The sequence below is a fragment of the Nonomuraea sp. NPDC003709 genome, assembly GCF_040610775.1.
In the GTDB taxonomy this organism is placed as follows: Bacteria; Actinomycetota; Actinomycetes; order Streptosporangiales; family Streptosporangiaceae; genus Nonomuraea; species Nonomuraea angiospora_A.
Genome location: NZ_JBEXMW010000038.1, coordinates 1 through 14,822 on the forward strand (window position 1 = coordinate 1; position 14,822 = coordinate 14,822).

At 70.8% G+C, this 14,822-nt stretch carries 11 protein-coding genes and 1 pseudogene; 5 read left to right on the plus strand and 7 right to left on the minus strand.

The window, feature by feature from the left end; all coding sequences use genetic code 11:
* Positions 1 to 243: pseudogene (locus ABZX61_RS59130) on the plus strand (ABC transporter ATP-binding protein); the annotation flags it as partial.
* Between the two features lie 83 nt (positions 244 to 326).
* A complete protein-coding gene (locus ABZX61_RS59135; RefSeq protein WP_355210292.1) occupies positions 327 to 875 on the plus strand; it encodes a hypothetical protein in 549 nt (182 codons plus the stop codon).
* Here ABZX61_RS59135 and ABZX61_RS59140 read toward each other — a convergent pair.
* Positions 829 to 1,542 carry a TetR/AcrR family transcriptional regulator gene (locus ABZX61_RS59140; protein WP_355210295.1) on the minus strand — a complete coding sequence of 238 codons (714 nt, stop codon included), beginning with the start codon at positions 1,540 to 1,542 and terminating at the stop codon, positions 829 to 831. The two genes, ABZX61_RS59135 and ABZX61_RS59140, sit on opposite strands and share 47 nt — an antisense overlap.
* 492 nt (positions 1,543 to 2,034) lie before the next feature.
* Complete coding sequence (locus tag ABZX61_RS59145) at positions 2,035 to 2,673, minus strand: HNH endonuclease family protein (protein ID WP_350742553.1); 639 nt, start codon at positions 2,671 to 2,673, stop codon at positions 2,035 to 2,037.
* A gap of 659 nt (positions 2,674 to 3,332) precedes the next feature.
* On the opposite strand from ABZX61_RS59145, the gene ABZX61_RS59150 reads away from it, so the two are divergent.
* On the plus strand, positions 3,333 to 4,313 hold the full coding sequence (locus ABZX61_RS59150; protein WP_350742551.1) for a hypothetical protein: 981 nt from the start codon (positions 3,333 to 3,335) through the stop codon (positions 4,311 to 4,313).
* 274 nt (positions 4,314 to 4,587) lie between these two features.
* Here the strand turns inward: ABZX61_RS59150 and ABZX61_RS59155 are convergent, their stop codons facing one another.
* Complete coding sequence (locus tag ABZX61_RS59155; protein WP_355210299.1) at positions 4,588 to 5,046, minus strand: STAS domain-containing protein; 459 nt, start codon at positions 5,044 to 5,046, stop codon at positions 4,588 to 4,590.
* 256 nt (positions 5,047 to 5,302) lie between these two features.
* On the opposite strand from ABZX61_RS59155, the gene ABZX61_RS59160 reads away from it, so the two are divergent.
* Complete coding sequence (locus ABZX61_RS59160; protein ID WP_355210302.1) at positions 5,303 to 6,181, plus strand: hypothetical protein; 879 nt, start codon at positions 5,303 to 5,305, stop codon at positions 6,179 to 6,181.
* Positions 6,182 to 6,242: 61 nt separating this feature from the next.
* On the opposite strand, the gene ABZX61_RS59165 is transcribed toward ABZX61_RS59160, so the two are convergent.
* The 4 genes from ABZX61_RS59165 to ABZX61_RS59180 form a co-directional block, all read right to left on the minus strand.
* On the minus strand, positions 6,243 to 6,794 hold the full coding sequence (locus ABZX61_RS59165; RefSeq protein ID WP_350742543.1) for a hypothetical protein: 552 nt from the start codon (positions 6,792 to 6,794) through the stop codon (positions 6,243 to 6,245).
* A gap of 113 nt (positions 6,795 to 6,907) precedes the next feature.
* On the minus strand, positions 6,908 to 9,754 hold the full coding sequence (locus ABZX61_RS59170) for a BTAD domain-containing putative transcriptional regulator (RefSeq protein WP_355210306.1): 2,847 nt from the start codon (positions 9,752 to 9,754) through the stop codon (positions 6,908 to 6,910).
* 50 nt (positions 9,755 to 9,804) lie between these two features.
* The gene (locus ABZX61_RS59175) at positions 9,805 to 10,488 is read right to left on the minus strand and encodes a C39 family peptidase (RefSeq protein ID WP_355210308.1); all 684 of its coding nucleotides are present in this window, start codon (positions 10,486 to 10,488) and stop codon (positions 9,805 to 9,807) included.
* Between the two features lie 51 nt (positions 10,489 to 10,539).
* Entirely contained in the window at positions 10,540 to 12,090 is a 1,551-nt protein-coding gene (locus ABZX61_RS59180; protein WP_355210311.1) for a glycoside hydrolase family 88 protein, read from the minus strand.
* A gap of 280 nt (positions 12,091 to 12,370) precedes the next feature.
* Between ABZX61_RS59180 and ABZX61_RS59185 the strand changes: the two genes are divergently transcribed.
* Positions 12,371 to 14,785: a PQQ-dependent sugar dehydrogenase gene (locus ABZX61_RS59185; protein ID WP_355210314.1), complete on the plus strand. Its 2,415-nt coding sequence runs from the start codon at positions 12,371 to 12,373 to the stop codon at positions 14,783 to 14,785.
* Positions 14,786 to 14,822: the final 37 nt, after the last annotated feature.

Sequence of the window (14,822 nt, forward strand, 5' to 3'; positions counted from 1 at the left end):
GACGAACCCACCGCAGCCCTCGACGCCCGCGCCGAACACGCCCTCTTCGAACGCATCCGCCACCACTCCGACGGCCGCACCGTCCTGCTCATCACTCACCGCCTGGCCAGCGTCCGCTACGCCGACCGCATCTACGTCCTCGACCACGGCAAGATCACCGAACAGGGCGACCACCAGACTCTGATGTCCCTCAACGGCCTCTACGCCGACCTCTACACCCTCCAGGCCGCCGCCTACCGCTGACTCTCTCGTGACTTGCACAATGTTCAAGTCCTTCCTATCGTCGGACTTGAACATTGTGCAAGTCGTCGTCCCGGGAGGGCCCCATGCCGGTTTCCGTCGTCATCGCGTCCACGCTGCAGTACGCGCTCGCGGTGCTGTTCCTCGTCCTGCCCGTCCTCGTCCACACGCACGGGGAGCGGGCCCAGCGCGCGGCCGAGGCGGTCGTGACCCGGCAGGGCCTGCCTACGGGGGTGCTCGCCCGGCACGGGGTCAAGTTCGCCGAGAGCGTCGTGGAGCTGCTGTTCCCCCTCGCCATCTGCGCCGCCCTGGCGACGCTGGCCTCACTCGGCCTCGCGGGCAGCGGGGTGGGCCGGGTCCTGTCGTGGGTCGCCGCCGCGCTCCTCATGACCGCGGGCGCGTTCGTCACCGGCACCCAGGTCTTCGCGTCCCGCTACGTCGAGACGGCCTTCAAGAAGTCCGAGGAGCCGGGCGTGCGGGAGCTCGACGGGAGAGCGGTGGTGCGCGCGGCGCAGGAGGCGTTCCCCGCGATGCTGCGACCGCTGATCGTGCTCCGGTTCGTGCTGACGGCCGCGGGTTCGGCGGCCGTCATCGTCCTGCTGGCGACTCCGGCCGCGAGCGCGTACTTCCATTAGCCAGCCGCGCGTCCAGCCCGTCGAGGATCGTACGCAGCCCGAACTCGAACGAGTCCTCGTCCGGCAGGGAACGGGCGGCCTCCACCGACGGCGTGGCACGGGCCCGCAGCCGGGGGAACTGCTCGGCGATCTCGCTGATGCGCGCGACGGTGGCGCGCAGCTGCTGCTCCTCGTCCGCCCCCGCCCGGCGGAGCCGGGCCCGCCACGCCAGCTCGGCCGCCTCACCCTGCGCGGCGCCGATGACGAACATGAGCACGGTCGCCGCCGCCTGGTCCACGTCCGGCCCGCTGAACCCGGCGGCCTCGTAGACGGCCAGGCAGCGGTCGTCGTAGCGGGCCTTGTTGGGGCCGTGGAGGAGGTGGGTGCTCATGGCCGGGAGCATCCAGAAGTGCCGGCCCAGCATGCCGTGCGCACCGGCGGCCAGCGCCGCCGCGGCCGCCCGCCAGCCGACCTCGTCGGGGTCGGGCAGCTCGATCTCGTCCCACACGTGGTCGGCGGCCAGCACGACCAGCTCGTCCTTGCTCTTGACGTGCCAGTACATGGCCGTGGCCGCCGCGCCTAGCTGGGTGCCCAGACGCCGCATGTTCAGCCCGTCCACACCCTCGGCGTCCAGCACCGAGACGGCGGCCCGGACGATCTGGTCCCGGGTCAGGGTGTCACGCGGCATGCCCCCCAACCTACCGCCCCGCCTGCGCGTTCACCGGCTCGCACGGTCACCGGCCTGCGCGCTCATCGGCCTGCGCGCTCACCGGCTCGCACGGTCGCCGGCTCGCACGGTCAGCCGCCCGCGCGACCATCGGCCGCACGGTGCCCACGCCCACAGCGCCCACCCCGACGGCCGCCCACCCCGACGGCCGCCCATCTCGCGCCCGCCTACTCCGCGCCCGCCCATCCCCCTCCCGCGCCACCGCTCCACTCGAGCGCCCGCCCCCACCAGAGCGCCCGTCCACCCGAGCGCTTGCCCGCTGCCCGGGTCGCTGGCTCCCGGCTCATTGCTTCCCGAGCCATTTGTCCCGAATCACGCGAGCCCATCGCCACCCGGTCGCCGACGACGGACCTCCCGTGTGCCAGTCAGACGACGGACCTCCCGCGTGCCAGTCACAGGGACGGGCACGAGAGAGGTCCGTGAGGCGGAGGGCTCGGGCAACGAGGATGGGGGTCAGCAGGAGGTGAGCATGCTGCCCAGTGCCGCCTTCTCCGTGCTGTCGGTGCTCAGCCCCCAGTACCACTTCACCTGGATCCAGGCGCGGGCGTACCGGCAGCGTTCGGCGGTGCGGGGCGGCTGCCACTCCGCCGGGTCCTGGTCCGACTTGGACTGGTTGACGTTGTCCGTGACGGCCCACAGCTGGGGCCCGCCCAGGTCGTTGGCGAACTGCTGGCGGCGGGAGGTGGTCCATGCCCAGGCGCCCGATGCCCAGGCTTCGGCGAGCGGGACCATGTGGTCGATGTCCACGTCGGAGGCGGCGGTCCAGGTCGCGCCGTCGTACGGGCTGTACCAGGAGCCGGAGGTGGCGGCGCAGGAGGAGTTGGTCACGACGTTGGTGCCGTCGCGCTTGAGCACTTCCTCGCGGGTGTTGCAGGAGCCGCTGATCGTGATCCAGTGCGGGAACAGGTCGCGGTCGTACGTGCTGCTGTGAGATTCGGCCGCCACCGTGAGCTCGGCGAGGCGGGCGGCGGCGGTGCCGGCGGAGGGGATGTTCGGGGGGATCGCGGCGGCGGGTTGGGCGGTCGCGGTGAGGGTGAGAGTGGCGGCGCAGGCAATGGTCAGGGCGGCGGGTAACACGCGGTCGCGGTGCATGAGGGGTGGGCCCTTCTGCCGCCGTCCTCGGCCGGCCACAGGTGCCGGTCAGGGGCGAGGAGGGCGGGCACCTCGACCGTGTCATTGTCCGCATTAGTCCATATATGGCCAGGTTTGCCGAGCTCGTATGGAGGCGTCGGGCGACTACTGACATGAACGGTCATGCAGTCACAAGTCCGCTTGTCAATGTTGGAGCGGCGTTCATCACCCTGTCATTGCGTACCTGGAACGGCGACTGTCGACGTCCTCTCGTTGCGAGTGCGCCGGACCTCTGTCGAAGGTCGTGCGCGACGGGGTGCGGAGTCGGGATCCGGACGGATCGGCTCGCGTCCCCGCCGCCTCGACCGGGGGAGGCCGGTGACTGCGCGCCACGTTGCCGCTGTTCTGGTTGACACGTCGTCGAAGGCCGGAAAGTGGCCGTCGAAACGGGCGCCGGCTGGGCGGATATTCCGGTAATTCGCTCGGCCGGGATTCAGGGTGGGTTGCCGCATGGGGAAACCTTGTGTCGATGAGTTTTGCCCATCCGGGGTTGCCGAGCCGACGATTTGGGTGGTGGTGGAGAATGGCGCGGGCGTAATCGGAAGCCCCAGGTCGCCGTAGGCGTACCCGTAGTGTGATCAAGGCTTGACGGGGAGCGTCCGGACCGCTAAACGACAGACATGGCGAACGTCAAGGCGCGGCTCCGTGCCGCAGTCTCCAACGTGGATCTCGGCATCGTGCTGCTCGTCGCCGCTGCCGTCAGTGTGCTCGATCTGCTCGATGTGCTCAAAGACGGACAATCGGACCAGCTGATTCTGCCGGTGCTGGCCCTGCTCGCGTTCGTCTGGATCAGGGACAGGAACAGGCAGGCCCGGGTGGCCGACCAGCTTGATACTGTCGCGCGTACGACCGACGGAATGTGGCGATTGCTGGCCAGCGGCGATTCGGTCAAGTCGCTCAACGGGGCGGCCATCACCCGGCTTCTTGAGGAGGCGCGGGCGGGCAGCGATATGTGGCTGTTCAAAGGGGGTACGGGCACGTTTATCCGGGCGGTGACGCTGCCCGAATGCGTTGAGCGGGCCAAGAGGAAGCGCAGCAAACTGCGTTTCCTGCTGGAATTAATCGATCCGACGGACGAACCTCTGTGCGCGGAGTACACCCAGCTGCACCTCAGTCTCGCCGACGACGGCGCCGAGGAGAAAGGGTGGACGTCTCTGGGCACGCGCAAGGACGTCTATTCGACGATCCTGGCCGCCTGCTGGTATCGGCAGCACAACAGCCAGGTGCTGGAGTTGCGGATCGGCCTGTCCCGGACGATCTCGCTGTTCCGCTGTGACCTCACCAAGCACAATCTGGTGATCACCCAGCGGGGTCCCGAGTTTCCCGGCCTCGCCATTCCGCAGAACAGCCCGCATTACAACCCGTGGTCCATCGAGCTGCACAACAGCCTCGACCAGACCAAACTGCTGGACGTGGCGAAGGCGCCGCAGCTGAGCGCCCGGCCGACCGTGGACGAGACACGTCAGCTGTTCGAGCGCCTGGGCATTCCGCTGACCGAGGAGTTCGAGGACTCTGATGTGGCGGACATCGCCAGGGGCGCGCTCAACCGCATCGACCCGTACGAGGGGCGGGTGCCGGTCGCCGCGCCGTCGGTCAACTGACCGCGCGGGAGGGCCGGGGACGGCGCGGTGGGCCTGGTTGCGGGGTAATGCTGTCAGGTCGGGGTGCGGGCAGTGGGCGATCAGTGGTCCGGGGGAGGGCGCGTGCGGGCGTGGTGGGCGTCGTGGTGGGCGTGCTCGCGGCCCGCGCGCTTGGTTGCGCACACCGGTCAGGGCCCGCCTGGTTGGCACAGGCCGTACCTGACGCGTGCGCTTCCACGCGGACGCCCTCCGGATCGGCGGTGAGCGGCTCCCTCCGATGAGAGAAGCGTGCAGCTCAACAAGGGTCGCCGGCGTCGACGGGGCCGAGTGATTCGTGGGTCGTGCCGCCCAGGGCGGCGAGGACGGCCTCTTCCACCGTGGTGTGCACGTGCAGGACGGTGTGCGCCCACGTGAGTTCCATGATCCGGGCCAGCTTCGGATCGGGGGCGGCCAGGTGCAGGCTGCCGCCGTGCTGGCGGGCGAAGGCGTGGGTGTTGAGCAGGACGCGCAGGCCCGCGCTGCCCAGGAACTGCGCCTCGCTGAGGTCGATCACCACGTGCTCGCCGGGCTGCCGCCTGCTGCCGCGGATATGACGATCGAGCTGGCCGGCGGTCGCGACGTCGACCTCGCCGGCCACCGAGATCACGCTCACGCCCGGCAATCTCTGAATGGCGAACGTCAGATCCGGCATGCGGTGCCCACCGATCGGAGTCCGGAGACGATGCACTGTTATGGCTTGCCCGTATCGCACCATATCCGGGCGCCCGCCTTTCGCCTAGACATCAGCACTTACTTCTTTCCGACCGGGGCCTCGCGCCCGGCACGCCCGAGGTGAGCAGGGGATTCATGGAACCCACACGATCCGTGCAAGACCGGCCCGGCACAGTGGAACGTACGGGACGAGTGATTGGCGGTCGGACATATTCAGCGCGCGGGAACGGACGGAAATACGAATATCCGCGACGCCGCGAATTTCGGTGTCGCTCTCCCCGAGTTTGACCGTGCTCGCCATGATCACGGATGCGCTCGCGGGCCGTTATCGCGGTCTGCCCCAGTCGTGGCGAAGGGCGGTTCAGGCACGGTCCGGCTGGCGGTCGAAGGAGGCGGTACGGCCGCTGGGAGCACCCGGCCATGCGGTGGTGCCGGACAGCGTCATGCCGTGCGTCCCCGTCGGTGACGTATCCGTCCAGGAGCAGATCGATCGCCTGCATGACATGCCGCCCGACCTCCTGCTCAAGGACCTGGAGCAGGCGTTCGGGCCGCTGCCCGCGCACTGGCGGGCCGCCGCCGACCGGCCCGACCGCTGGCTGCGCGGGTACGCGGGCGCGCTAGCCGACGTGTGGGCCGTCGCCGAGCCGCTGTGGAGCAGGGCGCGCCCGCTCCTTGACAGGGAGGTCGCGCGGGTGGGCGTCGCGAGCGTGCGCGGCGGGGCGGACGCGCTGCTCGGCTCGCTCGCCGGGCGGCTCGTCCGCGAAGAGAACGGCCTGGTCATCGAGGGGGTCGCGGCCGGGGTCCACGAGCTGGGGGACCGGTCGCTGGTGCTCGTGCCGATGCTGGCGGGCAAGGACGCGCTGATCGTCGGGCTGGACGACCCGGAGACCGTGTGGATCGCGTATCCGGTTCCCGCGGCCGGAAGGCTGTGGCGTACGGACTGCGACGACCTCTCGGAGCTGGTGGGACCCGTACGGGCGGAGCTGCTGCGTACGCTCGACCGGCCCATGACCATGACCACGCTGGCCGGCGGCATGAACATCCCGCCCAGCAGCCTGACGTTCCACTGTGACCGGCTGGTCGCGGCGCGACTCATCGCCCGTGAGCGCCGGGGCCGCGAGGTGTGGATCGACCGCACACCCCGGGCGGGGGCCCTCCTGGAGCTGTGCCTCCGCTGAATCCCCCAAGGAGAACGGGGGTGCACGTGATCCGGCGCGCCCCCGTTCAGCGAACTGCTGCTCAGCCGGCCTTGGTGAACTGGTTGAACAGCGGGCCGTCGAGCGTCCAGCCCGGCTCGTTGGCCAGGATCTTCTGGGTGTGCGATTCGATGGCGAGGCGCCACTTGTTGTTGTTCGACAGGCGGAAGATCTTCACCGTCTCACCGGCGGAGGCCGCGGCGGGCGCGTACCCGAGGATGCCCTCGTAGCGGAACTTGCCCGAGTTCACGAGCGACTCCCGCTCCGTGACGGAGCCGGTGACGATGTAGGAGGCCTTGCTCTCCCAGCGCAGCCGGTAGAGCGGCTTGCCGCCGGCGAAGGGGGCACGCGAGATGTAGTACATCGGGGTCTGGGTCAGCGACCAGCCGTGCTTGGTGATCGCGCTCTCCTTCTCCGCCTCGTTGCTGGTGTAGAAGAAGCCGCCATCCTTCGTCACCAGCTCGTAGACCTTCACCCGCTGCTCGGCGACGCTCTGCGCCGACGACGCCGTCGTGGCGGACGCCTGCGTGGCGATCCCGAAGGACAGCGTGGCGCCGAGCGCCACGGCGAGCCCGAGGCCGACGGGACGGGTCATGCGGCCGAACGATATAGCCATGAAGCTGTTTCCCTCCGTATGGATGGCAATGCCCGGCCAAGCTAACAGTGCGCTGTGTAACCGCCTTTTCCATTTCGAGTAACGTCTAAGGGTTACTCGGCCAGCCGTGCGCGCAGGCGGTCGGCGTCCGGGTGGTTGAGCTGCTCCAGCAGCTCCAGCGCGCGGCGGAACGTGTCGAGGGCGGCGGCGCGGTCGCCGGCGGCGTCGTACATCTCGCCGAGGTGGACGGTGGTGTCGGCCTCGTGCCAGCGGTCGCCGACCTCCTGGAACAGGCCGATGGAGCGCCGGTAGAGCTCGGCGGCCTCGGCGAAGCGGCCGAGGTGGTGGTAGGCGTAGGCGAGGCTGTCGCCCGCGCTGGCCTGGCCGTGCCGGTAACTCAGCTTCGCGTGCAGGTCCAGGGCCTCCTGGCAGTACGGGATGGCCTCCTCGTACTCGCCGAGCAGGACGAGCTGGTAGCCGATCGAGTTGAGGAACAAGGCCGCGCCCGCCTCGTTGCCCGCCTCGCGGTGGAGCGCGAGGGCCTGATGGAACTGTTCGAGGGCGGCGCGGGGCCGGTCCTGCTTCTGGTGGATGAAGCCGAGGCCCAGATGCGCACGGGTCCGGCCGTCACGGTCGCCCAGCTCGGTGAACAGGGCGATCGCCCGCTCCAGGTAGGCCCGCGCGTCGTCGAGCCGGCCGAGCCGGATGAGGGCGCGGCTGGCCCCGGCGTGGGACTGGGCCTCGCCGTACCGGTCCGCCTGCCGCCGGGCGACGGCGAGCGCGGCGCTGTGGGCGGCGAGCAGGTCGAGCCAGCGCCCCTGGCGGTCCAGGTAGTCGCTGAGCGTCCAGCCGATCTGCCACGCGCGGGTGCCGAGGCCGGTGTCGGCGGCGTGCCGGACGGCGGCCATGAGCGTGGGGTGCTCGGTGGCGAACCACTCCATCGCCTGGTCGTGGTCCGCCGGGTTCTCCGGGGACGTCCCCGGCTGGGGCTTGTCCGGGGTCAGCGGTTGCCGGCTGCGGTTGATGATCAGGGCCGCGGCGTGGGCCGTGTGCAGGTAGTGGTCGAGCAGGCGGCACGTCGCGGCCCGCCGCTGATCGGAGGAGGAGCTGGGGCCGTAGATGCCGGGGTCGGCGGGGGAGGCGGGGAGGTCCTGTTCGGCGGGGTCGGCGGGGGAGGCGGGGAGGTCCTGTTCGGCGGGGTCGGCGGGGGAGGCGGGGAGGTCCTGTTCGGCGGCGTAGGCGCGTAGGAGGTCGTGCATGGTGAACCGGTCGGCGACGTTCTCGGTGACGAGGTGCGCCCGTACGAGCTCCCCGAGCAGCGCCCGCACCTCACCACCCGTGAGCCCGGCCAGGCTGGCCGCCGCCGCGCCGCCGAGATCCGGGCCGAACGCGCTCCCCAGCAGCCTGAACAGGCGCGCGGCCGGCGGCGTGAGCGCCCGGTAGGACCAGGAGAAGACCGCGCGGAGGCTGGCCGTCTGCTCCCCGGCGTCCAGGAGGTCGAGCCGGGAGGAGTCCTCGCGCAGCTGCCCGGCGAGCACGGCCAGCGGGAAGCCGGGATGCATGCGGGCGCGGGCCGCGACGATGCCCAGCGCCAGCGGCAGTCCGCCGCAGCGGTCGAGCAGGTCGGCCACCGCGTCCGGCTCGGCCCGCACCCGCTTCTCGCCCAGCAGGCCGGTGATCGCCTGGCGGGCCTCTTCCGGGTCGAAGGCGTCGAGCGGGATGGGCCGGGCGCCGTGGCCGGTGATGAGGCCGGGCAGCTGACGGCGGCTGGTGACCAGCACCGCGCAGGACGGGCTGCCGGGCAGCAGCGGGGTCACCTGGTCGGTGTCGCGGGCGTTGTCGAGCACGATCAGCATCCGCTTGCCCGCCACCAGGCTGCGGTAGAACGCGGCCTGCGCCTCCAGGCCGACGGGCACCGCGGCGGCGTCCACGCCCAGGGCGTCGAGGAAGCCGCGCACCGCCGTCTCGGGCGGCATGGGCGCGTCGGAGGGGTCGAAGCCGCGCAGGTTCACGTACAGCTGGCCGTCGGGGAAGCGGGGCAGGTTGCCGTGCGCCCAGTGCAGGGCGAGCCAGGTCTTGCCGACGCCGCCCGTGCCGCCGATGGCGGAGATCACCACCGTGTTCCCGGACGCGGCCATGATCCGGTCGAGGGCGGCCAGCTCGCGCGAGCGCCCCGCGAACGACGGCGGCGGCGGCGGGAGCTGACGGGGCACCGGAACGGAGCGCGGGGTGAGCGTGGTCTCGGCGGTGAGCATCCGCAGGTGCAGCCGCCGCAGGTCGGGGCCGGGATCGGCGCCCAGCTCGTCGGCCAGCCGGCGGCGGGTCCGCTCGTAGCGGTCGAGCGCCTCGGCCTGGCGGCCGTTGCGGTAGAGGGCGAGGATGAGCTGCCCGACGAGGCGCTCGTCGAGCGGGTGGCGATCGGCCAGTACGGCCAGCTCGGGCAGCAGCCCGGCGTGCCGGCCCAGCCGGAGCTGGACGTCGTGGTGGTCGAGCCGGGCGGACAGGCGTTCGGTCTGGAGCGTGTGGCGCAGGGCCGCCAGCCACGGGGTGTCCAGGTCGGCGAACGGCTCCCCGCGCCACAGGCTGAGCGCGACCCCGTACAGTCGGGCGGCCTCCCGGTCGTCGCTCGCCCGCGCCCGGGCCAGCAGCGCGCGGAAGCGGTGGAGGTCCACCGCCTCCTCCCGCACCCGCAGGAGGTAGCCGGCGGCGCTGCGGTGGATGCCGTCGGAGGGGGACAGGACGGAACGCAGGCGGGACAGGTAGCTGTGCAGCGTGCCCGCGGCCCGTTGCGGCGGGGCGTCGCCCCAGACGCGGTCGGTCAGCTGGTCGAGGGAGACGGGATGGTTGGCGTCGACGAGGAGGGCCGCCAGCACGCAGCGTTGCCGCGCGGGCCCGAGGTTGATCGGCCGGCCGTCCGCCCACGCGCTGACCTCGCCCAGGATCCCGAACTCGACCCCCACGGGACTCATCCTAGGGCGCGGCCGTCACCGCGAGCCGTCACCGCGGGCCGTCACCGAGGCAGGAGCGGTTTGGACAGCTCGAACACCCCGCCGATCCCCCTGGCGGGGATGTCGAAGACGACGGCGGCCAGGTCCTTGGCGGGGATCACGTGGGTGCCGGTGGCGCCCCGGCGCGCGTTCGGGTCCCAGACGGTGATCGTGCCCTTCGCGGTGTCGTAGCCGTAGGCGACGATGGCGTGGCCGAAGTCGCGCTTCTTCCTGCTCCAGGGCAGCCGGTTGCCGAGGACCGCGACGATCGTGGGCTTCCCGAGCACGCCGACCGCCTGGGAGACCTGCACCATCAGCGCGGCGGGGTCGTCCTTCGCGTACGTGAGCCGGAACTGGTAGCCCTCCGGCCTGACGTACGCGTTGAGCACGGCCAGCGTGTTCTCCCGCTTGGTCGAGCGGGCCTCGGCACTCGTCTTCATCTCCCCGGCCAGCTGGTCCTGGCCGCGCCTGACGCCGAACGCGCGCAGCACGATCGCGCTGGACGCCGGGGCGCAGTAGTAGCTGGTCCGCTGCGCCTGCCCCTTGATCCCCACCGAGACCGCGGCGGGCACCGCGAGCCGCACCCTGACCGGGGGCAGCGCGGTCGCGGACCCGGCGACGAGCGGCGCGGCCGCCGCGGGTGGGGTGGCGATGGGCAGGACACAGGCGGCGAGGGCGGCGCCGAGGACGAGTCTTGCGGAACGCACGCGGTCTCTCTCCGTGTTGCAGGCGATACGGAAGTGACCAAAATACACACTTCAGCGGCTCAGTTGTTCGTTCATGATGAGGAACGCCCCCAGCCCGTGGAAGTCGTTGACCGGCCGGGCACGCCCGAAGTAGTAGGCGAGCGAGTCGCTGGCGTTGGTGCCCTCGCTGACGCCCACGAGGTTGGTCCGCCCGTCGGAGCCGAGCGACACCTGGGAGAGCACTCCCTGGTAGCCGCGTTCGGCGTTCGCGCGGTAGGAGGCGTCCACGTACCCGCGCTCGACCGCCCGCGAGATCGTGTACGTGTACATCGCCGAGCACGACGTCTCCGTCCAGTTCGACGGGTTCGACGGCTCGGTGACCACCTGCCACCAGCGGCCCGTGGCCGGGTCCTGCCAGCGGGCGTACGCGGGCACGAGCTCGCGCAGGATGTCGATGAGCGCCGCCCGGCGCGGATGGTCGGCCGGGATCAGCTCGAGGATGTCGGTCACGGCCATCCCGAACCAGCCCATCGCCCGGCACCAGGAGATCCCGTTCGTGTTGCCCAGGGAGGGTTTGACCCAGGACGCGGTGGGGCCGCCCGGCTCGTCGTAGGCGTGGTACAGCAGCCCGGCGGCCTGGCCCGACGTGCGGCGCAGGTGGCTCCAGTAGATCTCGAGCTGCTTGGCCGGCTCGGCGCTGGTGAAGGAGTCGGCCGCCACCCAGGCGCCGTACCGGGCGAGGAACGGATCGGCCATGTAGACGCCGTCACCCCAGAGCTGGCCCTCGCGGGAGGTGGAGGTGGAGTGCCACCAGCCGCCGTCGGAGGTGCGCGGGTACGTGTTCAGCCGGGTTCTGATCTTGGCCGCGGCCGTGCGGTAGCGGGCCTGCCCGGTCTCCCGGTAGAGGGCGAGCAGGACGTTGCCGGCCTGCATGCTGTCGAGGTTGCCGAAGGTCTGGGAGATGCCGCCGGAGGAGTCCACGAACCGGTCGGCCCAGTCCTTGATGTACTGCAGGTAGCGGGGCTCGCCCGTGCGCTGGTAGACGAGGTACTGGCCCCAGAGGTAGAGGCCCTGCGGGTAGCTCCAGCCGCCGAGCGTGCCGGGGGAGAAGCGGGCCATCGTCGAGTCGACCATCGCCCGGGACCAGTCGGTGCCCGTCGAGGAGGGGTCCACGCTCAGCGAGTCGAGGTTCGGGCCGCCGTTGGCGGTGGTGGCCGTGGCCTTGACCGCGTTCGCGCCGGCTGTCAGCGTGACTCGTACGGTGACGGTCCGCCAGGTGGTCCAGGAGCCGGTGCCGGGGAAGGACAGGGTGGTGCCGGTGCCGCCGGCGGTGACGGTCATCGGGCGGTCGGCGGCCGTCCCGTTGGCGTAGCGGAGGGAGAGTGTGACCGGGCCGGGGTCCGCCGCCTGGATGGTCCACTCGACGGAGGAGCCGGTGACGTTCTCGAGGTTGACGAATCCCGAGCCGGTGAACCCGGCGTGGTTCGACTCCACGACCCCCTGCGAGATCGTCCCGTTCTCGGCCTCGTAGAGGGTGGCCGCCGCGGCCGAGCTGACGGCAACCGGTTGCAGAAATAACAGGCCGCCGAGTGCCGTGGCGGTGATTGCGCGAAGACGTCCCATGTATCACTCCGGGTCTGACGAGCTGTGATGCCGTGCCGCCGGTGCGGTCCTGCACGATCGGAGGCCCATGGCTCCGATCTCCTTGCGCACTTCAGGGATACATCCCGGCGTGGTGCCCTGTCTACCGGTCAATGTCATCCGATGTATCGATGCGACAAAGTTAGGAAACTTTCCTAAGCAATGGACCGTTCCAACTATTGACGAGGCTGACGGTTTATGGCAAACGTTTGGAAAGCTCCCCTCTCTTACACCAGGCATCACTCTCAGCCAGGAGCGCCCGATGAACTTCAGCAAGTCCCGGGCCTGCGTCATCGCCTGCTTACTCGCCCTGGGAATGGCCACGGCCCTCCCGGCGGACGCGGCACCCACCCGGTACGAAGCCGAGAACGCGACGATCTCCCAAGGCGTCGTCGAGTCCAACCACGCCGGCTACTCCGGCACCGGTTTCGTCAACGGGGACAACGTCGCCGGCTCTTACACACAATGGACGATCAACGCGCCCGCCGCGGGCACGGCCACGCTGGCCTTCCGCTACGCCAACGGCACCGGCGCCGACCGCCCCAGCGACATCGCGGTCAACGGCACGACCGTCGCCGCCGCCCGGTCCTTCCCCGCCACCGGCGCCTGGACCACCTGGGCCACGATCACGCTGACCGCCCAGGTCACCGCGGGCACGAACACGATCAGGGCCACCGCCACCGGTGCGGGCGGCAACCCGAACTGGGACTACCTCGACGCCGAGGTCCAGTCCTCGAACTTCACCGACTACCAGGCCGAGTCCGGGACGATCTCGCAGGGCGTCGTCGAGTCGAACCACGCCGGATTCACCGGCTCCGGGTTCGTCAACTACGACAACGTCACCGGCTCCTACGTCGAGTTCGCCGTCAGCGCGGCCGCCGCCGGCACCCAGAGCCTGACCTTCCGCTTCGCCAACGGCACCACCACCGACCGGCCGATGACCATCGCCGTCAACGGCACCGCGGTCGCCACCGCCCGGTCCTTCCCCGGCACCGGCGCCTGGACGACCTGGCAGGAGATCAGCGTGAACGCGCCGCTCAACGCGGGCGGCAACACGGTCAGGGCCACGGCCACCACGGACAACGGCGGCCCGAACCTCGACCGGCTGCGGGTCACCGGCCCCGGCGACACCGAGAAGCCGACCTCGCCGGGCCAGCCGACGTGCTCCGACATCACGCACAACGCCCTGACCCTGGACTGGCCGCCGTCCACCGACAACATCGGCGTGGTGGCCTACGACATCTACCACCAGGGCCAGCAGATCGCGACCGCGACCGCGCCGCCGTACCGGCTGACCGGGCTCAACCCGAACTTCTCCTACCAGCTGTCGGTCTTCGCCCGCGACGCCTCGGGCAACGTGTCGCTGAGCAGCCCCGAGGCGAACTGCCAGACGCTGCCCGCGCCCGCCGACAACCCGCCCTCGCAGCCGGGGCAGCCCACCGTCAGCGGCGTTCAGTCCGCCTCCGCCACCGTGACCTGGGGCGCCTCCACCGACGACAACGGCGTGCGGGCCTACCTCGTGCGTGACAACGCCACCAACGCCGTGCTCGCCACGGTGACCGGCACCCCGCCCGCCACGACGGCCAGTGTGCCGCTCGAATGCGCGCACACGTACCAGGTGCACGTGGTCGCGCGTGACAGCGCCAACCAGCTCTCCACGCCGAGCGCGCCGTCCGCGTCGTTCACCACCGGGACCTGCGGCACCGTGCCGCAGACGCCGACCAGCATCGCCGGCGGCTGGGACGTGCCGTGGGACATCTCCTGGGCGCCCGACGGCACGTACGCGCTGGTGACCGAGCGCGACACGTTCAAGGTCTTCAAGATCACCCCGTCGGGCACCAAGACGCAGGTCGGCACCGTGCCCAACGTGCAGACCACCGACGGCGAGGGCGGCCTGATGGGCCTGGACTTCTCGCCCACCTGGAACGGCACGAGCGACCAGGAGGTGTTCTTCATGCACACCGCCTCCGAGGGCAACCGGGTCGTGAAGATGAACTTCAACGGCACCGCGCTCAGCGGCTACGCCACCATCCTCCAGGGCATCGACAAGAACCGGTACCACAACGGCGGGCGCATCAGGTTCGGCCCCGACGGCTACCTGTACGTCACCACCGGCGACGCGCAGCAGTCGAGCAACGCCCCCGACCTCGACTCGCTCAACGGCAAGATCCTGCGCATCACCAAGACCGGCGCCGCCGCGCCCGGCAACCCGTTCGGCACCCGCGTCTACAGCTACGGCCACCGCAACCCGCAGGGCCTGGCCTGGGACTCGGCCGGCCGGCTGTGGGAGTCGGAGCTGGGCAACTCCTCGCGTGACGAGCTCAACCTCATCCAGCCGGGCAAGAACTACGGCTGGCCCACCTGCGAGGGCACCTGCAGCACGTCCGGCATGACGAACCCGAAGTACACCTGGAGCGTCTCCGAGGCCTCGCCGAGCGGCATCGCCATCGTCAACAACACGGTGTTCATGGCGGCGCTGCGCGGCCAGCGGCTGTGGCGCATCGTGCTGAACGGCGAGAACGTCTCGACGGTCAACTCGTACTTCAACGGCACCTACGGCAGGCTCCGCGCGGTCGAGAAGGTGCCCGGCGCCAACGCCATCTGGTTCGGCTCCACCAACTCCGACAACAACGGCGACGGCTCGGCCGACACCATCCGCCGCTCCAACATCCAGTAGTCACCCCCCTCATCGCCGGCGGCCGCGCCATCGCGCG

Excerpts from the sequence above, each read along its gene's own strand:
- ABZX61_RS59135 (WP_355210292.1), top strand. The coding sequence starts at position 327 with ATGCCGGTTTCCGTCGTCATCGCGTCCACGCTGCAGTACGCGCTCGCG.
- ABZX61_RS59140 (WP_355210295.1), bottom strand. The coding sequence starts at position 1,542 with ATGCCGCGTGACACCCTGACCCGGGACCAGATCGTCCGGGCCGCCGTC.
- ABZX61_RS59145 (WP_350742553.1), bottom strand. The coding sequence starts at position 2,673 with ATGCACCGCGACCGCGTGTTACCCGCCGCCCTGACCATTGCCTGCGCC.
- ABZX61_RS59150 (WP_350742551.1), top strand. The coding sequence starts at position 3,333 with ATGGCGAACGTCAAGGCGCGGCTCCGTGCCGCAGTCTCCAACGTGGAT.
- ABZX61_RS59155 (WP_355210299.1), bottom strand. The coding sequence starts at position 5,046 with ATGGTGCGATACGGGCAAGCCATAACAGTGCATCGTCTCCGGACTCCG.
- ABZX61_RS59160 (WP_355210302.1), top strand. The coding sequence starts at position 5,303 with ATGATCACGGATGCGCTCGCGGGCCGTTATCGCGGTCTGCCCCAGTCG.
- ABZX61_RS59165 (WP_350742543.1), bottom strand. The coding sequence starts at position 6,794 with ATGACCCGTCCCGTCGGCCTCGGGCTCGCCGTGGCGCTCGGCGCCACG.
- ABZX61_RS59180 (WP_355210311.1), bottom strand. The coding sequence starts at position 12,090 with ATGGGACGTCTTCGCGCAATCACCGCCACGGCACTCGGCGGCCTGTTA.
- ABZX61_RS59185 (WP_355210314.1), top strand. The coding sequence starts at position 12,371 with ATGAACTTCAGCAAGTCCCGGGCCTGCGTCATCGCCTGCTTACTCGCC.